Raw genomic sequence first — 18,550 nt, 5'->3', positions numbered from 1 at the left:
TCTCCGGAGGGCCGCCACCGCCGTTTCGTCATGATTCGCCGTGCCGCCGGGCGACGGAGGCCGGGCCCGTTGCGGGGTCCTCCTCGTCCCGGTGGGGCCGGTGCGGCAGGATGTCCGGCATGACGTCGAGCGATCGTGACGAATCCGCAGGGCCGGCCGGGCCCGGCGACGCCGCAGGGCCGGTCGGGCCGGCCGTCGCCACGGCCGCGCCGCCGGTCAACACCGTGGTCGTCCCGGCCGACGAGGACCCGGTGGCGGCGGCCGGCAGCGAGGTGATCGGCGGCCCGCCGGGCCGCCGGGCGCTGCTGGGCGTCTCCTGGTGGATCCCGGCGCGCTTCCTGGCGCTGGCGGTGATCGTGATCTCGGTGCTCGGCATGGTGCAGAAGGCGCCCTGCTACAACCAGGCCTGGTTCCAGCCGGGTTCGCCGCAGTACATCCACGCCTGCTACAGCGACATCCCGCACCTGTTCTCCGGCCGCGGCTTCTCGGCCGGGCTGCACCCGTACGTGGACCGCATCCCGGGCACCTCGGGGGATCTGCAGTACCTCGAATACCCGGTGCTGACCGGCCTGTTCATGCAGGTCGCGGCCTGGCTGACGCCCGGCGCCGGCACCTCGCAGGACCAGGAGCGGTGGTTCTGGGCGATCAACGCGGGGCTGCTGATGGCCTGCGCGGTGGTCGCCGTGGTGGCGCTCTCGCGCACCCACCGCCGCCGCCCCTGGGACGCCCTGCTGTTCGCGCTCGCGCCCGTCCTGCTGCTGAACGGCACGGTCAACTGGGACCTCCTCGCGGTCGCGCTGGCCGCCGTGGCGATGGCCTGGTGGTCCGGCTCCCGGCCCGGCTGGGCGGGTGTCTTCATCGGCCTGGCCACCGCGGCCAAGCTCTACCCGGTGCTGCTGCTCGGCCCCCTGCTGGTGCTCTGCTGGCGGGCCGGGAAGTGGCGCGAGTTCCGGGTGATGCTGGCCGGCGCGGCCGGCTCCTGGCTGCTGGTCAACCTGCCGATCATGGCGGCCAACTGGCAGGGCTGGTCGACCTTCTACGTGTTCAGCAAGCACCGCGCCGAGGACTACGGCTCGTTCTGGCTGATCCTGATGCAGAGCCGGGGCACGGGGCTGGCCGACCTCGACCTCTACATCGGCGTGCTGATGGTCCTCGGCTGCCTGGCCATAGCGTGGCTCGGCTTCACGGCGCCCCGCCGCCCGCGCTTCGCGCAGCTGGCCTTCCTGGTGGTCGCCCTGTTCGTGCTGGTCAACAAGGTGTACTCGCCGCAGTACGCGCTCTGGCTGCTGCCGCTCGCGGTGCTGGCCCGGCCGCGCTGGCGGGACTTCCTGATCTGGCAGGCCTGCGAGGTGCTGTACACCCTGGGCATCTGGTCCCACCTGGGCTTCGTCACCGGGCCCAAGCAGCACGGGATCGGCGAGGCCTGGTACCACTTCGCGGTCGTGCTGCACCTGCTGGGCACGCTCTACCTGGTGGTCATGGTGGTCCGCGACGCCCTGCAGCCGGACCGCGACCCGGTGCGCTGGGACGGCAGCGACGACCCGTCCGGCGGGGTGCTCGACCGGGCCCCGGACGTGTTCGTGCTCGGCACCGCCCGGACGCTGCGCGAGGAGGAGAGCTACGCCGGATACGCGCCGGCCGGCTCCGAGCAGTGGCTGGACGAGCCGGAACTGCCGGAGCCGGCCGAGAAGGCGTAGGCGCTTCAGTCGTTCTAGGGCCGGACAGGGCCTAGCGGTCCACCACGCGGTCGAAGTGCGTGGTGGTGTGCCGGACCTGGAGGCCGAGCTCCTCGCCGATCGCGGGGGGCTTGGTCTCGCCGTCCAGGAACAGCAGTGAGACCTGCATGTGCGGCGGCTCGGCGAACCAGAGCTGCTTGCCGGCCCAGTGGAACGGCGACTTGGTCTTGTTGACGGTCGCCAGGCCGGCCCGGGCGATGCCCTTGGCCCGGGAGGCCATGGTCTGCACGTACTTGGGCGCCTCCAGGCCGATGCCGTGCGCGGTGCCGCCGGCCACCACCACGATGTGGCCGTCGGCCGGCGCCGGGTGCTGGCGGTAGCCGTAGCGGTCGCCCTTCTTCACCGGGGTGACGTCCAGCACCGTGGCCCGGACCTCCAGCGCGCCGTGGTCGCCCAGCCAGAGCCGGGTGCCGATCCGGGCCCGGAAGACGATGTCCGGGTAGCGCTGGGCCAACTGCTCCATGCCGGCCGCGCCGAGGTGGCTGACGTACACGGTGTGCACCGGCACCCCGGCCGCCCGGGCGGTGTCCACCCAGTGGACGACCTCCTCGGTCGGGCTGGAGCCGTCCGGCCGGTCCATCGGCAGGTGCAGCGCCAGGCCCTCGAAGGCGACGCCGTCCAGCTCGGCGGCGACGGCCGTGAGGTCGGCGGCGCTCACCCCGTGGCGGCGCATGGAGGTCATGCACTCCACCACCACCCGGGCGCCGCGCAGCGCCCGCAGCGCGTCCAGGTTCGCCACCGTCCGGATCACCCGGGCGTGCGGCAGCGGCAGCGCCTCCTCGCCGACCCGGTACGGGGTGAGCACCAGCAGCTCGCCGCCGTACCACTCGGCGGCGTCGGCCGCCTCGTACGCGGTGCCGACGGCCAGCACACCGGTGCCCAGCAGCGTCGCCTCCTCGGCCAGCCGGTGGTTGCCCAGGCCGTAGCCGTTCCCCTTGGCGACCGGCACCAGGCCGGGGAACTCGGCGAGGACGGAGCGCTGGTGGGTGCGCCAGCGTTCGGTGTCGAGGTAGAGCGACAGCGTCATCGGGTCAGCCTCCTCAGCGGCGGGACATGTAGAGGTCGAGGGCCTTGTGCAGCAGCTTGTTGAGCGGGAAGTCCCACTCGCCGAGGTACTCGGCGGCCTGGCCGCCGGTGCCGACCTTGAACTGGATCAGGCCGAACAGGTGGTCGTTCTCGTCCAGGGTGTCGCTGATGCCGCGCAGGTCGTACACGCCGCCGCCGAGCGCGTAGGAGTCGCGCATCATCCGCCACTGGATCGCGTTGGACGGCTTGACCTCGCGCTTGTGGTTGGCCGAGGCGCCGTAGGAGTACCAGACGTGCTCGCCGACCACCAGCATCGTGGTCGCGGCCAGCGGCTCGCCGTCGTGGTAGGCGATGTAGAGCCGCATCCGGTTCTGGTCCTCGGCGGTGAGGGCCTTCCACATCCGCTGGAAGTAGGACAGCGGGCGCGGGGTGAACTTGTCGCGCTCGGCGGTCACCAGGTAGAGCTGGTGGAAGATCGGCAGCTCGTCGTAGCCGCCCTGGTACACCTCGACGCCGCTCTTCTCGGCCTTCTTGATGTTGCGGCGCCAGAGCTGGTTGAAGTTCTTGTGGATGTCGTCCAGCGAGCGGTTGGCCAGCGGCACCTGGAACACGTAGCGCGGCTGGACGTCGCCGAAGCCGGCGCCGCCGTCCTCGCCCTGCAGCCAGCCGGCCTTGCGCAGCCGGTCGGCCACCTCGAAGGCGCGCGCCTCGTACCAGTCGGCCTCGACGTCGCGCAGGCGCTTGGCCTGCTTGCCGGCGATGGCCTCCTTGATGGTGGGGGCGTTCCAGCGGCGGATGACGATCGGCGGGCCCATCTTGACCGAGAACGCGCCCTGCGACTTGAGGTGGGCGAGCATCGGGGAGAGCCAGCGGTCGAGGTCCCGGTCGAACCAGTCGATGACCGGGCCCTCGGGCAGGTAGGCAAGGTAGCGCTTGAGCTTGGGCAGCTGCCGGTAGAGCACCAGGCCGGCGCCGACGAGCTGGTTGGCCTCGTCGAACCAGCCGATCGACTCCGAGCGCCACTCGGCCTTCACGTCGCCCCACGACGGCACCTGCATGTGGCTGGCCGAGGCGCGGCTCCTGATGAAGGCGAGGTGCTCCTCGCGGGTGATCGTCCTCAGGCGCAGGCTCATTGCTCGGTGCTCCTCGTCGGTCGGGCTGCGGTGGGCCCAGGTTCTCGGGCTGACCCTATCGTCCGGGGCCCGGGCGCCCGCCGCTGCGGGCGCGACGGCGCCCCCGTCGCGTACCTGTCTCCTTGCAGATACGCCACGGGGGCGCCGAGGGTTCCGGAACGGTGCGACCGGGGCGGCTCAGCCCCAGAGGCCGCCGCGGGCGATGCCGAGGTAGAAGCCGATGGCGGAGGCGCCGAGCGTGATCATCAGCACGAAGCGCTCGGCCGTGGTGACCGAGACGAACATGCCGAGCAGCCCCGTGATGATCCCGAACAGGCCGGTCCACGAGGTCAGCAGGTGCAGGTTGTGGAAGAACGAGGTGGTGAAGGCGATCACGCCCAGCACGGCGGTGAGGCCCACCAGGGCGTTCTCGCGGGGGTGCGGGTGGCCGTCGGTGTTCAGTGTGAGCGCGGGCATGCGGTGGACGGACTGGGCCATGAGTCCCACCTCCTGGCGTGGAGACGAACGGGCAGGAATCCCGTTCCGTCCAGATTGCGGCGGTTGGGCCGGTCTCACAACCCCTATGCGTTTTGTTCGGCCGTCCGGGTGCGGGTAGGCTGTGCCGTCTGCACTGGTGTAGTTGTGCCCCCTTGCGCTCTCTTCCGGGCGACCACCCTGTCGGGTGAGCGGGGCCCGATTGTCGGACCCGGCCGCTACGGTGGCCGGTGTCGTCACTGCTCCGGTGCCGACGCTGCACAACCCTCCTGCCACGGAGAGACCGTGGCCGTTGAGTCCAAAGGAGGTGGGTTACCCATGCGTCACTACGAGGTGATGGTCATCCTCGACCCCTCGGTCGAGGAGCGCGCTGTCTCCCCCCTGATCGAGAACTTCCTCACCGTCGTCCGGAACGCCGGCGGCAAGGTGGAGAAGGTCGACACCTGGGGTCGTCGCCGTCTGGCTTACGAGATCAACAAGCAGTCCGAGGGCATCTACTCGGTCATCGACCTGAAGGCCACGCCTGAGGTCGTCAAGGAGCTCGACCGCCAGATGGGCCTGAGCGAGTCGGTTCTGCGGACCAAGGTCCTGCGCCCGGACACCCACTGAGCCACCTCTGAGGCCTTCGGGTCTCGGGTAGCTCGCGTCCGCTGTTTCACGTGAAACAGCGGTGAACGGACATCTTCCCGAGAGGTCATCACCACCATGGCAGGCGAGACCGTCATCACCCTCGTCGGCAATCTCGTCGACGACCCCGAGCTGCGCTTCACCCCGTCGGGTGCGGCGGTCGCGAAGTTCCGTATCGCGTCCACCCCCCGCACCTTCGACCGTCAGACGAACGAGTGGAAGGACGGCGAGAGCCTCTTCCTCACGTGCAACGTCTGGCGGCAGCCGGCGGAGAACGTGGCCGAGTCGCTGCAGCGCGGCATGCGCGTCATCGTGCAGGGCCGACTGCGCCAGCGGTCTTACGAGACCAAGGAAGGCGAGAAGCGGACGGTCTTCGAGGTCGAGGTCGACGAGGTCGGCCCGAGCCTGCGCTCGGCGACCGCGAAGGTCACCCGGGCCAACCGGTCCGGTGGCCCCGGCGGCTCTGGTGGCGGCTTCGGCGGCCAGCAGGGCGGCGGCGGTGGCCAGCAGGGCGGTTGGGGCGGCGGTGGCGGCCAGCAGGGCGGCGGCGGCAGCTGGGGTGGAAACTCCGGCGGCGGCGGCCAGTCCGGCCCCTCCGACGACCCGTGGGCGTCCAGCACTCCGTCCGGCGGCCAGCAGGGCGGCGGCAGCTGGGGTGCCCCGTCCGGTGGCGGCTTCTCGGAAGAGCCTCCGTTCTAAGAGCTGACAGATTTCGTGCGGCCCGGCCGCCGGCGTCCTGAGGACGCCGGCCGGGCCGTGAACCCCAAATGGAGCACACAATGGCGAAGCCGCCTGCTCGCAAGCCGAAGAAGAAGGTTTGCGTCTTCTGCAAGGACAAGGTCAACTACGTTGACTACAAGGACACGAACCTGCTGCGGAAGTTCATCTCCGACCGTGGCAAGATCCGTGCCCGCCGGGTCACCGGCAACTGCACCCAGCACCAGCGTGACGTCGCCACGGCCGTGAAGAACAGCCGTGAGATGGCGCTGCTGCCCTACACCAGCACCGCGCGCTAAGAGAGGGTGACCAAGTAATGAAGATCATCCTCACGCACGAGGTGCCGGGTCTCGGCTCCGCCGGCGAGGTCGTCGAGGTCAAGGACGGCTACGCCCGCAACTACCTGGTTCCGCGTGGCTACGCCATCCGCTGGACCAAGGGCGGCCAGAAGGACGTCGACGCGATCCGTCGCGCCCGCAAGATCCACGAGATCCAGACCCTTGAGGCCGCCAACGAGGTCAAGGGCAAGCTCGAGGGCGTCCAGGTCAAGCTGGCCGTTCGCTCGGGTGACGCCGGCCGTCTGTTCGGTTCGGTGACCCAGGCCGACGTCGTGGAGGCCATCAAGGCCGCCGGCGGCCCGGCCGTGGACAAGCGCGCCGTCGCGATCGCCTCGCCGATCAAGACCGTGGGCACCCACAAGGTCTCGGTCAAGCTGCACGCCGACGTCCAGGCCAACCTCGACGTCGCCGTCGTCGCTGCCTGAGTTCCGTAGCAGTGGCCTGAGGGCCGGACTCCTCCGGGAGTCCGGCCCTCGGTCGTGTTCCGGAGCGTTCGGCCCCTGCGCATTCGGTGTCGGCGCATTCCGTGCCGGAGCCCTCGGCCCCGGCGCCGTCAGCTCCGGACGGCCCCGGTGACCAGCCAGCGGCCGCCGCGCGCCCGCCCGACCAGGAAGGCCGCGCGGACCAGCATGAACAGGTTCATCGCCCACCACAGCCCGGCCAGCCCGGTGCCGGTGGCCGGCACCGCGATCGCCGCCGGGGTGAACACCGCCAGGGTCGCGATCGCCGCCCAGGCCAGGTAGGGGCCGTCCCCGGCGCCCATCAGCACCCCGTCCAGCACGAAGACCAGACCGGCGACCGGCTGGCTGAGCGCGAGCAGCAGCAGGGCGGTGTCCAACTGCCCCTGCACCGCCGGATCGGGCGTGAACAGCGGGACGTACAGCGGGCGGGCGGCCACCAGCAGCAGACCCAGCAGCACGCCCGAGCCGATGCCCCACTCGACCATCCGACGGGTGGCGGCCCTGGCGCCCGGGATGTCCTCGGCGCCCAGGTAGCGGCCGATGATCGCCTGGCCGGCGATCGCGATGGCGTCCAGGGCGAAGGCCAGGAAGCTGAACAGCGTCATGGTGATCTGGTGCGCGGCCACCTGGTCGTCGCCCAGCCGGGCGGCCACCGCGGTGGCGATCATCAGCACCGCGCGCAGGCTGACCGTCCGGACCAGCAGCGGACCGCCCGCCCTCGCACTGGCCCGGATGCCGGCCGCGTCCGGCCGCAGCGAGGCGTGCTCGCGCCGCGCCCCGCGCACCACCACGACCAGGTAGACGGCGGCCATCCCGGTCTGCGCGAGCACGGTGCCCCAGGCCGAGCCGGCCACCCCGAGCCCGGCGCCGTACACCAGGCCGGCGTTCAGGCCGATGTTGGCGGCGAAGCCCGCGATCGCCACCAGCAGCGGCGTGCGGGTGTCCTGGAGGCCGCGCAGCACGCCGGTGGCGGCCATCACCATGAGCATCGCGGGGATGCCCAGGGCGCTGATCCGCAGGTACGTCACGGCGTAGGGGGCGGCGGTCTCCGAAGCCCCCAGGACGTCGGCCGCCCAGGGGGCCAGCAGCACGGTGAGCAGCACCACCGGGACGGCCAGACCGAGGGCGAGCCAGATGCCGTCGACGCCCTGCTGGACGGCGCCGCGGCGGTCCCCGGCACCGATCCGGCGGGCCACCGCCGCGGTGGTGGCGTAGGCGAGGAAGACGAACACGCCGGTCGCGGTGGACAGCGCGGCGGCGGCGATGCCGACCCCGGCCAGCTGTGGGGTGCCGAGGTGGCCGACGATCGCCGAGTCGGCCATCAGGAAGAGCGGTTCGGCGACCAGCGCGCCGAAGGCCGGGACGGCCAGTGCGAGGATCTCCCGGTCGTGCTGGCGTCTGGAGGGGGTCGGGGCTGCGGGAGGGGCGGTCATGGGCTCCAGGCTACTCATCCACAGGTAATGACTGCTAGTGGCAGTTGTCTATTACTCGAATTCTTGAGCGAGGTGTTCGACCCGCTTCGCGCCCGCGGGGGTCCGGCTGTGTGTGAAGAATTTCTCATGCACAGGCCCGGAAAGAGGTAATACCTGGTCAACAGGTTGACGGTGGACAGATGGTCCGGTTATCCACAGGGCCTTCCACAGGGGCGTCCACAGCTTTGCGGCACTTCTCCACAGCCCAGGGCCGCTCGTCCACACCCCCTGTGGATAACCGCCTTGGCTGAACGGCTCCCGGCGCCTTAGCGTGGGCCCTCCGCCCGACACTCCCGCCCGCCCCGGCGTCCGATTTGTCGGTGCCGTGGCGTACAAAGAGGAGCGGCTCCGCTCCACCCAGCCACCGGCAAGACCCGCTCCAACTCGCACCACTCGCTGATCGGGGAACACGCGTGACCGGCCCCCAGTACGACGACCACGACGCCCCGCCGCCGGAGGAGGACTGGCAGCCCGCCGAGGACCCCTTCCCCGCCGGCGCCTTCGACGACGCGTCCTTCCCCGACGGGCCCGGCGACCGGCTCCCGGTCTCCCGCGGCCGCTCCGGCCAGGGCGGCAACCGCGACGGCGGCGGCCGCGAGGGCGGCTTCCAGAAGGGCGGCAAGGGCGGCCGGAGCGGCTCCCAGCGCGACGGTTCGCAGAGCGGTGGCGGTGGCGGCGGCTGGCAGCGCCGTGGCGACGACGAGGGCCAGGGCGGCGCGGACGGCTTCGAGCGCGTCCCCCCGCAGGACCTCGCCGCCGAGCAGTCCGTCCTCGGCGGCATGCTGCTGTCCAAGGACGCCATCGCCGACGTGGTCGAGGTGCTCAAGCCGGCCGACTACTACCGGCCCGCGCACGAGATGGTCCACGGCGCGATCCTCGACCTGTACGCCCGCGGCGAGCCGGCCGACCCGATCACCGTGGCCGGCGAGCTCACCAAGCGCGGCGAGCTCCAGCGCGTCGGCGGCGCCTCCTACCTGCACACCCTGGTCAACTCCGTCCCGACCGCCGCCAACGCCGAGTACTACGCCCAGATCGTCCACGAGCGCGCCGTCCTGCGCCGCCTGGTCGAGGCCGGCACCCGGATCGCCGGCATGGGCTACGCGGCCGAGGGCGACGTCGACGAGATCGTCAACGCCGCCCAGGCGGAGATCTACGCCGTCACCGAGCAGCGCACCAACGAGGACTACGCGCCGCTCGCCGACATCATGGAGGGCGCCCTCGACGAGATCGAGGCGATCGGCTCCCGCAACGGCCAGATGTCCGGCGTCCCGACCGGCTTCGCCGACTTCGACGCGCTCACCAACGGCCTCCACCCCGGCCAGATGATCGTCATCGCGGCCCGCCCCGCGATGGGCAAGTCGACCCTGGCGCTGGACTTCGCCCGCGCCTGCTCGATCCAGAACAAGCTGCCGAGCGTGATCTTCTCGCTCGAAATGGGACGCAACGAGATCGCCATGCGCCTGCTGTCCGCCGAGGCCCGGGTCGCGCTGCACCACATGCGTTCCGGGAACATGACGGACGACGACTGGACCCGCGTCGCCCGCCGGATGCCCGACGTCAGCGAGGCGCCGCTGTTCATCGACGACTCCCCGAACCTGTCGATGATGGAGATCCGGGCCAAGTGCCGCCGGCTCAAGCAGCGCAACGACATCAAGCTGGTCGTCATCGACTACCTCCAGCTGATGCAGTCCGGCGGCTCCCGCCGGGCCGAGAACCGCCAGCAGGAGGTCTCCGACATGTCGCGAAACCTGAAGCTGCTGGCCAAGGAGCTGGAAGTCCCGGTCATCGCGCTCTCCCAGCTGAACCGTGGCCCCGAACAGCGCACCGACAAGCGGCCGATGGTCTCCGACCTGCGCGAGTCCGGCTCGATCGAGCAGGACGCCGACATGGTCATCCTGCTCCACCGCGAGGACGCCTACGAGAAGGAGTCCCCGCGCGCCGGCGAGGCCGACCTGATCGTCGCCAAGCACCGTAACGGCCCCACCGCCACCATCACGGTGGCCTTCCAGGGCCACTACTCGCGCTTCGTCGACATGACCCGGGACTAGCACTGACGAGGGGCACCGGGGGGCCTCGTCCGACCGTCACCGAGGCCAACGCAGCAGTGTGATGAGCTACTGTCCGTGCGGTGAAAACGATACGACAGCTGTCCGCCCGCCGGGCCGGGGGAAGCACGAAGGCTCGGGCGAGCGGGTCGGCCAGTCGGCTGGGCTGGCTCGACGCGCTTCGCGGCGTGGCCGCCCTGGTGGTGGCGCTCCACCACTTCGACGTCCTGAAGATGCTGCCGGACGGGGTGGCGTCCTTCATCTGGTGGCACGCCGACCTGGGCCTCTACGGCGTCATGCTGTTCTTCCTGGTCAGCGGCTACATCATCCCGGCCTCGCTGGAGCGTCGCGGGGACGTGCGGGCGTTCTGGATCGGACGGATCTTCCGGCTCTGGCCGCCGGTGATCATCGGTATCACGGTGGCGCTGGCCATCATCCCGAAGGGCGACGGCTCGGTCGCGCTCTTCGCCACCGATCACGACCTGATCTACGTGGCCGCCAACTCGACCATGCTGCAGGACTTCATGGGCGTCTGGAACGGCCTGGGCGTCATGTGGACCCTCAGCTACGAGATGGTCTTCTACTACATGGTCACCGCGCTCTTCACGGTCGGCCAGCACCGCCGCAGCGGCCCGATCGCGGTCGGCTTCGCCGGCGTGGCGCTGCTCTTCGGCACCTCCATCGCCTCCCACACGCTGACCAGCGACATCACCTCGACCCGCAACCTGGTCTGGGGCTCCGTCCTGATCGTGCTGTTCGGCTTCGCCTGCGTGCTGAGCGGCCGGCCGAACCTGACCCGGGTCGGGGCGATCACGCTCGGTCTGCTGGGCTTCGTGCTGATGTACAACAACAGCCGGGCCCCGATGTTCGAGACCCTGATGATCTTCGCGACGATGTTCGCGGGCACCGCGATCTACCGGGCCGAGAACCGCCAGATCGACCGCCTCCAGGCGATCCTGTGCTGCGGCTTCGTGGTCGTCGCGGGGGTGGCCGTCGCCTGGATGTACAACCGTGACGGCATGGAGCAGAACACCTGGACGGCCGGCTGGATGGCCTGGGCCGGCTCCTACCTCGGGGCCTGGATCACGTTCGGCATCGGCATGGCGCTGCGCAAGCGCCGCTTCCCGAAGCCGCTCACCTGGCTCGGCGGGATCAGCTTCTCGCTCTACCTGCTGCACGTCCCGCTGGTCCACACCATCCAGCCGCTGCTGCACGTGCCCAAGGTGCCGCCGACGACCGGCGGCAAGCTGATCTGGACGGCCGAGTACCTCGTCGTGATCATGCTGGCGAGCTGGGTGATGTACCGGCTGGTGGAGCTGCCCGTGCAGAAGCTGGGCCGCAAGGTGGCCAAGGCGGTCGAGCGCCGCTGGCCGGGCAGCGCCCTGCAGCCGGCGGCCGCCGTGTCGATCGGGGCGCCCGCGACCGGCGAGGCCGCCGGGGCTGTTCCGGCCCAGTCCGGGGAGAAGGGCCAGGGCGGGGGCCAGGATCAGGAGAAGGATCAGGTGCCGGTCGAAGTCGGCGCCGGCGGCCCGGGGCAACGGGTCGGCTGACCGCCGCACGGACACACCGAGGGCTCGCCTCCTACCCGGGAGGCGAGCCCTCGGCGCGTGGTTCCTGGGTGCCGTCAGACGGTGACGGTGGCGCGGAAGAGGGTCGTGGCGGTGCCGGACAGCCGGGTGGGGGCGCCGGTGGCGGGGAGGAAGGCCGACCGGCCGCGGGCGAGGTCCAGGGTGGTGCCGTCGGCGGCGGTGAGCCGGGCGGTGCCCTCGGTGCAGAGCAGGATCTGCGGGGCGCGGCCGTCGATCTCGCGGTCCCGGCCGTCCAGGACGAAGCGGGAGAGCCGGAACTCGTCGATCGGGACGGGGTAGAGCTCCTCGCCGGCGGTGCCGTCGACCGGGCGGGGGTGCAGCAGCTCGGGGGCGCCCGCCTCGAAGACCAGGACCTTCAGCAGCTCGGGCAGGTCGATGTGCTTGGGGGTGAGGCCGGCCCGCAGCACGTTGTCGGAGTTGGCCTGGAGCTCGACGCAGGCACCCGCCAGGTAGGCGTGCGGCACGCCGGCGTCCAGGTAGAGCGCCTCGCCGGCCCGGAGCCGGAAGTGGTTGAGCAGCAGGGCGGCGATCAGACCGCGGTCCTCCGGGAAGTCCTCGGCGATCCGGGCGTACGGCCCGTAGTCGCCGGCCGGGTCGGTGCGGGCCAGGGCCGCGGCCGTCTCCCGGACGGTCTCCTCGGCGGCCTTCCCGTCCATGGTGAGGATGGCGGCCAGCGTGCCGCGCAGCGCCTCGGCCTCGTCCTCGACGGCCAGCAGGTCGATCAGCGGGCCGAGCCCGGGCACCGCGAGCCCGGCCATCAGCCCGGCCGCCTCGGCGGGCCGCCGGAAGCCGCAGAGCCCCTCGAAGGCGCCCAGCGCGCAGACCATTTCGGGCTTGTGGTTGGCGTCGCGGTAGCTCCGCTCGGGGGCGTCCAGCGGGATGCCGAGGGCGTTCTCGGCGGCGAACCCGGCGCGGGCCTGGGCGATCGTGGGGTGGGCCTGGATGGACAGCGGGATGCCCGCGGTCAGGATCTTGAACAGGAACGGCAGGGCCGGACCGAACCGGGCGACGGTCGCGGCGCCGAGTTCGCCCTCGGGGTCGGCCGCGATCAGCTCGTCCAACCGGCGGGGCCCCTCGCCCCGGTCGGCCCGCGACGGGTCGCCGGGGTGGGCGCCCATCCACAGCTCGGCCTGCGGTTCGCCGGTCGGCTCCTGCCCGAGCAGTTCGGGCAGGGCGGTCAGCGACCCCCAGGCGTACGGGCGGACGGTGTTGATGAGCCTGTCCATGCGCGCGGTCCTACTCCTTCGCTGGGTGGCGGGTGTGCCGGATCGTCGGGGCAACGGGCCCGGCGGTGCGGGGGTCCGGGCACGGGCAAGGTCATCGACCCTAGCCGACCGGTGTCGCCCGCGAGGAAACGGCGGGTACCGGAGGGGAGTGCCCTGGCCGGACCGGTGGTTCCCGGGCGCGGTAGTAGGATGCCAGGACGCAGTAGTCTCCGCCCTGCACAGCAGTTTCCACCGTGGTCACTCCGTCGGCGGGCTGCCGGCGGAGCCGCGTTCCAGAGTGCGGGCGATGGTGTTCTGACACTCCCCGCCATCGGCCGAGAGGTTTGTACGTGACCGTGAACCAGCAGAGTTTTGCTGATCTCGGCAGGGTCCTGGTGATCATTCCGACCTACAACGAGGCGGAGAACGTCGAGCGGATCGTCGGCCGGGTGCGGGCGGCGGTCCCCGAGGCCCACGTGCTGGTCGCCGACGACAACAGCCCCGACGGCACCGGCGAACTGGCCGACAAGCTGTCCGCCGAGGACCCGAACGTGCACGTCATGCACCGCAAGGGCAAGGAGGGCCTGGGCGCCGCCTACCTCGCGGGCTTCCGCTGGGGCATCGACCACGGCTACGACGTCCTGGTCGAGATGGACGCGGACGGCTCGCACCAGCCCGAGGAACTGGACCGGCTGCTGGGCGCGCTGCGCGGCGCCGACCTGGTGCTGGGCTCGCGCTGGGTGCCGGGCGGCCGGGTGGTGAACTGGCCGAAGTCGCGCCTGCTGCTCTCCCGCGGCGGCTCGACCTACTCGCGGCTGGCGCTCGGCGTGCCGATCCGGGACGTCACCGGCGGCTACCGGGCGTTCCGCAAGGAGACCCTGCTGGGCCTGGGCATGGACGAGGTGGCCTCGGCCGGGTACTGCTTCCAGGTCGACCTGGCCTGGCGCACGGTGAAGGCCGGGTTCAAGGTGGCCGAGGTGCCGATCACCTTCGTCGAGCGCGAGCTGGGCGCGTCCAAGATGAGCCGCAGCATCGTCGTCGAGGCGCTGTGGCGGGTGACCGCCTGGGGCGTCTCCGACCGGCTGGCCCGCCTGCGCGGCGCGATCAAGCGCTGAGCTCCACGACGTAACCTCCACGACGTAACCGCCCGGGGCCCGTCCGCTGTCACAACGGACGGGCCCCGGGCGTTTTCGTGCCCTGGGGTAGGCCGCCCACAACGCCAAGGCGCCGGCCGTCCGAACCGCGATGTGACCTGAGCCGGAAGGCGCGCCCCGCCGGGCGCGCCTTCCGCGCAATCCGACACCGGTACTCCCATGCTGTAGGGCGCAGGAAGTCCGACCGCCGACCAGAGGGAGCAGCCAGTGACGTCGTCCCCGCCCGAGGAGGGCGCCGGCGCGGAGCGCACGGCCGCCGAGGCCGCCGCCCCGGACCACGAGCGGCCCGCCCGCCCGCTGGAGGTCGCCGTCTTCACCGGCCCCGAATCGGCCTTCTTCGCCACCTCCACCCTGATCCTCGGCGAGCGGACCGCGATCCTGGTCGACGCCCAGCTCACCCGCAGCGCCGGCCGCGAACTCGCCGAATGGGTCGCCGGCAAGGGCCGCCGACTGCTCGCCATCGTCGTCACCCACCACCACCCCGACCACTACTTCGGCGCCGAGGAGGTGCTGAAGCTCTTCCCCGACGCCCGGCTGCTGGCCGCGCCCGCCGTGGTCGACGGCATCCGGCGCACCGCCGCCGCCAAGGTCGCCCAGTGGAAGCCGGTCTACGGCGACGACATCCCGGACCACCCGCTGATCCCCGCCCCGCTGCTGCCGCAGCCCCTCATGCTCGACCGCCAGGTCATCCCCGTGCTGCTGCTCGGCCAGGGCGACTGCGGCGACTCGACGGTCGTCCACGTGCCAAGTATCCGGACGGTGATCGCCGGGGACTTCGCCTACAACGGCACCCACGTCTGGACCGCCGACACCACCCCGGCCCAGCGCACCACCTGGGGCCACAACCTCGGCCGGATCGCCGACCTCGGCGTGGACCGGGTCATCGCCGGCCACCGCGCCCCCGACCAGGGCGACGACGTCGCCCGGGTGCTCGCCTTCACCGGCGAGTACCTCCAGGACTTCGACCGGCTGCTGGCCGTGCACCCGGACGACCCGGAGGCACTGGTCACCGCGATGAACGAGCGGTACGGGGAGCTGACGCTGCCGGCCATCCTGGAACTGGGCGCCGCCGTCAACACCGCCCGGGCGGCGCGAGGGGGCGAGATCGTCGAGGCGGAGATCGTCGAGGACGACATCATCGAGGCGGAGATCGTCGAGGACGAGATCACCGAGGAGCGCACGGAGCCCGGGAAGGGCGAAGCCGAGTAGGGCGGATACTGGCCGCATGACGCCCTACGACGTGATCGTCCCGGCCGGCGGGGCCGCCCGTCGCCTCGGCGGGGCCGACAAACCCGGGCTGACCGTGGGCGAGACCACCCTGCTCGACCGGGTGCTCGCCGCCTGCGCGGGCGCCCGCACCACCGTCGTGGTCGGCCCCGGCCGGCCGACCGCGCGCACCGGCGTCCGCTGGACCAGGGAGCAGCCGCCGGGCGGCGGGCCGGTCGCCGCCGTCGCCGCCGGACTCGACCTGGTCACCGCGCCGACCGTGCTGCTGCTCGCCGCCGACCTGCCGTTCCTGGACCGGCGGACCGTCGACCGGCTGGTCACCGCCCTCGCCGAGGCCGGCCCGGCCGTCGACGCCGCCGTCCTGGTCGACGCCGGCGGGCGCGACCAGCCGCTCGCCGCCGCCTACCGCACCGCCCCGCTGCGCACCGCGCTGGCCGCCCTCGGCGATCCGGCCGGCCTCCCGCTGCGCCGCCTCACCGGTGCTCTCGCCCGGCAGTTGGTGGCCGACACCGACAACGTCGCCTACGACTGCGACACCTGGGAGGACCTCGAACAGGCCCGGGAACGCGACCGGTCGTAGGGGCTCCCTCGGGGTCCGTGTGCACGGCCCGCGCGGGCGTCCGTGCGGGAAACGACGCGCGCCGCACACGGGGCGAACACTCCGGGGAAACCGCCGATCAGGCAGCATGGGCGCATGGAGCGCACGCTGGAAGACTGGATCGCCGAGGTCAGGGCCGACCTGGGCATCGACCTGGACGTCGACGTCCGGGGACTGCTCGACCTCACCCGGGTGGTCGCGCACGGGGTGGCCCGCCCGGCCGCGCCGCTGACCGCCTTTCTGATCGGCTACGCGGCCGCCCAGCAGGGCGGCGGGCCGGAGGCCGTGGCCGAGGCCGCCCGGCGGACCGCCGCGCTCGCCGAGCGCTGGAGCGCCGCCGCCGGGCCGGGCGAGGCGTGAGCGCCGTCGGGCAGACCACCGTGGCCGCCCCGTCGACCGGTCCCGGCGTGCTGAGCTGGGCGCAGGCCCGCGAGGCCGCCCGCCGGGCCGGGCTGAGCCCGCTGCCGGCGGTCGGGCTGCCGCTCGCCGAGGCGCTCGGTCGCACCCTCGCCGAGCCGCTCACCGCGCTGACCGACCTGCCCGCCTTCGACACCTCCGCGATGGACGGCTGGGCGGTCGCCGGGCCGGGCCCCTGGCGGGTCGCCGGGCGGGTGCTGGCCGGCCGGGCGGCGTCCGCGCCGCTGGCCGACGGCGCCGCCGTCGAGATCGCCACCGGCGCCCAACTGCCGCCGGGCGCCACCGCCGTCCTGCGCCGTGAGCACGGCCGCACGGACGGAACGTTGCTGCACGACTGCGGCCGCCACCCGCTGACCACCGGTCAGGACGTCCGCCCGCGCGGCCAGGAGTGCCGCCGCGGCGAGGCGTTGCTGCCCGGTGGCGTCCCGGTCGGCCCGGCCGTGCTCGGCCTGGCCGCCGCCTGCGGTCACGACCGGCTCGCCGTGCGTCGTCGCCCGGTGGTCGAACTGCTCGTCCTCGGCGATGAGTTGCTCGCCTCGGGCGTCCCCGGTCCGGGCCTGGTCCGGGACGCGCTCGGGCCGCTGCTGCCGCCCTGGCTGCGGGCAGCTGGTGCCGAGGTGGCCGAAGTGCGGGCCGTCCGGGACGACTTCGGGCTGCTCCGGGACGCGCTGCGGCACTCCACCGCCGACATCGTGGTCACCACCGGCGGAACGGCGGCCGGCCCGGTCGACTTCCTGCACCGGGCCCTCGCCGAGGCCGGCGCCCGGCTGCTGGTGGACGGCGTGGCCGTCCGCCCCGGACACCCGATGCTGCTGGCCGAACTCCCGTCGGCCGCATCCCCGTCGGCCGGCCCCGCAGGGGGCGGACTTCCGGGCGGGCGGCACCTGGTGGGGCTGCCCGGCAACCCGCTGGCCGCCGTCGCCGGGACGGTCACCCTCGCCCTGCCGCTGCTGCACGCCCGCAGCGGGCGGTCCGCCGTCACCCCGGCCCTCGCACCCGCCGCCGTCGGCCTGCCCGGGCACCCGGTGGACACCCGGCTGCTGCCCGTCCGGCACACCGCCGACGGCGTCGTCCCACTCGCCTTCGACGGGCCCGCGATGCTGCGCGGCCTCGCCCGGGCCGAGGCGCTGGCCGTGGTCCCGCCCGGCGGCGCGGCGGCCGGCACACCCGTCGAACTGCTGGAGGCACCGTGAACGGGCCCACCGGGGCGTGCGCGTCCCACGACAGCCGGGAGGCGACCGCATGAGCAGGCTGCGGGGCGCGCCCGCCCCGGGGACCGAGCCGTGGTCGGACGCCGGGATCGTGCTGCCCGCCCGGCGGAGCGCGCCGGCCGTCCGGCAGGTCGGCTCCCGGCTGCTGGTGGCGCTCGCCGTCCTGGTCGCCACGACGCTGATCGTCTACGTCGACCGGGACGGCTACAACGACAACGCGGGCGGCGGGGTCAGTTTCCTGGACGCGGCGTACTACGCGACCGTGACGCTGTCCACCACCGGGTACGGCGACATCACCCCGTACAGCGACGGCGCCCGGCTCACCAACATCTTCGTGATCACCCCGTTGCGCGTGGTGTTCCTGATCATCCTGGTCGGGACCACGCTGGAGGTGCTCACCGAACGAACCCGCCAGCAGTGGCGGTTGAACCGCTGGAGGTCCACCGTGCGCGAGCACACCGTCGTCATCGGGTACGGCACCAAGGGCCGCAGCGCCGTCGACACCCTGCTCGGGCAGGGCGTGAAGAAGGACGAGATCGTCGTCGTCGACCCGCAGCGCAAGGTGATCGACCAGGCCGCCCGGCACGGGCTGGTCGGCGTGGTCGGCGACGCCACCCGCACCGACACGCTGCTGCGGGCCGAGGTGCCCACCGCCGCCCGGGTGGTGATCGCGCCGGAACGGGACGACACCGCCGTCCTGGTCACGCTGACGGCGCGCCAGCTGAACAAGGGCGCCACCGTGGTCGCGGCCGTCCGGGAGGACGAGAACGCCCCGCTGCTGCGGCAGAGCGGCGCCGACGTCGTCGTCACCAGCTCCAGTTCGGCCGGGCGGCTGCTCGGCCTGTCGATGCTCAGCCCGCACGCCGGCGCGGTGATGGAGGACCTGCTCACCTACGGCAACGGCCTGGACGTGGTCGAGCGCCCCGTCACCCGGGCCGAGGCCGGGCACAGCCCGCGCGCGTGCGAGGACCTGGTGGTCGCGGTGGTCCGCGGCCGGCGGGTGCTCAACTACAGCGAGCCCGAGGCCGCCGTGCTCCAGCTCACCGACCGGGTGATCGTGATCAAGTCGACCGGCTGACGCGGGCCTTGCCCCCTCCTCGCCGTGACGCGCAGTAGGTTC

16 protein-coding genes and 2 pseudogenes are annotated in these 18,550 nt (G+C 72.6%); 13 read left to right on the top strand and 5 right to left on the bottom strand.

Annotated features, from left to right (window positions below):
* The first annotated feature begins 119 nt into the window (after positions 1–119).
* On the top strand, positions 120–1,697 hold the full coding sequence (locus ACFVHI_RS15065) for a glycosyltransferase family 87 protein (RefSeq protein WP_380339158.1): 1,578 nt from the start codon (positions 120–122) through the stop codon (positions 1,695–1,697).
* 31 nt (positions 1,698–1,728) lie between these two features.
* On the opposite strand, the gene ACFVHI_RS15060 is transcribed toward ACFVHI_RS15065, so the two are convergent.
* The 3 genes from ACFVHI_RS15060 to ACFVHI_RS15050 all read right to left on the bottom strand — a co-directional run bounded on the left by ACFVHI_RS15060 (position 1,729) and on the right by ACFVHI_RS15050 (position 4,372).
* Positions 1,729–2,763, bottom strand: coding sequence for an alanine racemase (locus ACFVHI_RS15060; RefSeq protein WP_063348483.1), 1,035 nt, complete (start codon positions 2,761–2,763; stop codon positions 1,729–1,731).
* Between the two features lie 13 nt (positions 2,764–2,776).
* On the bottom strand, positions 2,777–3,895 hold the full coding sequence (locus ACFVHI_RS15055; protein WP_063348484.1) for a peptidoglycan bridge formation glycyltransferase FemA/FemB family protein: 1,119 nt from the start codon (positions 3,893–3,895) through the stop codon (positions 2,777–2,779).
* A 177-nt stretch (positions 3,896–4,072) separates the two neighbouring features.
* Positions 4,073–4,372: a hypothetical protein gene (locus ACFVHI_RS15050; RefSeq protein ID WP_063348485.1), complete on the bottom strand. Its 300-nt coding sequence runs from the start codon at positions 4,370–4,372 to the stop codon at positions 4,073–4,075.
* A 315-nt stretch (positions 4,373–4,687) separates the two neighbouring features.
* On the opposite strand from ACFVHI_RS15050, the gene rpsF reads away from it, so the two are divergent.
* The 4 genes from rpsF (at position 4,688) to rplI (ending at position 6,476) form a co-directional block, all read left to right on the top strand.
* Positions 4,688–4,978, top strand: coding sequence for a 30S ribosomal protein S6 (gene rpsF, locus ACFVHI_RS15045; RefSeq protein ID WP_063348486.1), 291 nt, complete (start codon positions 4,688–4,690; stop codon positions 4,976–4,978).
* Between the two features lie 96 nt (positions 4,979–5,074).
* Positions 5,075–5,695: a single-stranded DNA-binding protein gene (locus tag ACFVHI_RS15040; protein WP_063348487.1), complete on the top strand. Its 621-nt coding sequence runs from the start codon at positions 5,075–5,077 to the stop codon at positions 5,693–5,695.
* A gap of 80 nt (positions 5,696–5,775) precedes the next feature.
* Positions 5,776–6,012 (top strand): 30S ribosomal protein S18, encoded by a 237-nt coding sequence (rpsR, locus tag ACFVHI_RS15035; RefSeq protein ID WP_030304537.1) that lies wholly within the window; start codon positions 5,776–5,778, stop codon positions 6,010–6,012.
* 17 nt (positions 6,013–6,029) lie between these two features.
* Complete coding sequence (gene rplI / locus ACFVHI_RS15030) at positions 6,030–6,476, top strand: 50S ribosomal protein L9 (protein ID WP_063348488.1); 447 nt, start codon at positions 6,030–6,032, stop codon at positions 6,474–6,476.
* Between the two features lie 128 nt (positions 6,477–6,604).
* Here rplI and ACFVHI_RS15025 read toward each other — a convergent pair whose 3' ends face one another.
* Positions 6,605–7,945, bottom strand: coding sequence for an MATE family efflux transporter (locus ACFVHI_RS15025; protein ID WP_063348489.1), 1,341 nt, complete (start codon positions 7,943–7,945; stop codon positions 6,605–6,607).
* Positions 7,946–8,397: 452 nt separating this feature from the next.
* On the opposite strand from ACFVHI_RS15025, the gene dnaB reads away from it, so the two are divergent.
* Both dnaB and ACFVHI_RS15015 read left to right on the top strand, forming a co-directional pair.
* The gene (gene dnaB, locus ACFVHI_RS15020) at positions 8,398–10,032 is read left to right on the top strand and encodes a replicative DNA helicase (RefSeq protein ID WP_167745861.1); all 1,635 of its coding nucleotides are present in this window, start codon (positions 8,398–8,400) and stop codon (positions 10,030–10,032) included.
* An 80-nt stretch (positions 10,033–10,112) separates the two neighbouring features.
* On the top strand, positions 10,113–11,579 hold the full coding sequence (locus ACFVHI_RS15015; protein WP_079135734.1) for an acyltransferase: 1,467 nt from the start codon (positions 10,113–10,115) through the stop codon (positions 11,577–11,579).
* 74 nt (positions 11,580–11,653) lie between these two features.
* Here the strand turns inward: ACFVHI_RS15015 and manA are convergent, their stop codons facing one another.
* Positions 11,654–12,844, bottom strand: a complete 1,191-nt coding sequence (gene manA, locus ACFVHI_RS15010) for a mannose-6-phosphate isomerase, class I (protein WP_063348491.1) — start codon at positions 12,842–12,844, stop codon at positions 11,654–11,656.
* Between the two features lie 329 nt (positions 12,845–13,173).
* On the opposite strand from manA, the gene ACFVHI_RS15005 reads away from it, so the two are divergent.
* From ACFVHI_RS15005 to ACFVHI_RS14980, 6 genes and pseudogenes are all read left to right on the top strand, one after another.
* Positions 13,174–13,938 (top strand): polyprenol monophosphomannose synthase, encoded by a 765-nt coding sequence (locus ACFVHI_RS15005; RefSeq protein ID WP_063351258.1) that lies wholly within the window; start codon positions 13,174–13,176, stop codon positions 13,936–13,938.
* 246 nt (positions 13,939–14,184) lie between these two features.
* On the top strand, positions 14,185–15,186 hold the full coding sequence (locus ACFVHI_RS15000; RefSeq protein ID WP_063348492.1) for an MBL fold metallo-hydrolase: 1,002 nt from the start codon (positions 14,185–14,187) through the stop codon (positions 15,184–15,186).
* Between the two features lie 16 nt (positions 15,187–15,202).
* A pseudogene (locus ACFVHI_RS14995) lies at positions 15,203–15,772 on the top strand (molybdenum cofactor guanylyltransferase); the annotation flags it as partial.
* 108 nt (positions 15,773–15,880) lie between these two features.
* Positions 15,881–16,162 (top strand): annotated as a pseudogene (locus tag ACFVHI_RS14990) (DUF6457 domain-containing protein); the annotation flags it as partial.
* Positions 16,159–17,412, top strand: coding sequence for a molybdopterin molybdotransferase MoeA (locus ACFVHI_RS14985; protein ID WP_244293411.1), 1,254 nt, complete (start codon positions 16,159–16,161; stop codon positions 17,410–17,412). The pseudogene ACFVHI_RS14990 and the gene ACFVHI_RS14985, both read left to right, overlap by 4 nt.
* Before the next feature lie 49 nt (positions 17,413–17,461).
* Positions 17,462–18,508 carry a TrkA family potassium uptake protein gene (locus tag ACFVHI_RS14980; RefSeq protein WP_079135735.1) on the top strand — a complete coding sequence of 349 codons (1,047 nt, stop codon included), beginning with the start codon at positions 17,462–17,464 and terminating at the stop codon, positions 18,506–18,508.
* Positions 18,509–18,550: the final 42 nt, after the last annotated feature.

It is taken from the genome of Kitasatospora sp. NPDC127121, from assembly GCF_042677305.1.
In the GTDB taxonomy this organism is placed as follows: Bacteria; Actinomycetota; Actinomycetes; order Streptomycetales; family Streptomycetaceae; genus Kitasatospora.
This window is presented reverse-complemented; position numbering and strand designations above follow the sequence as displayed.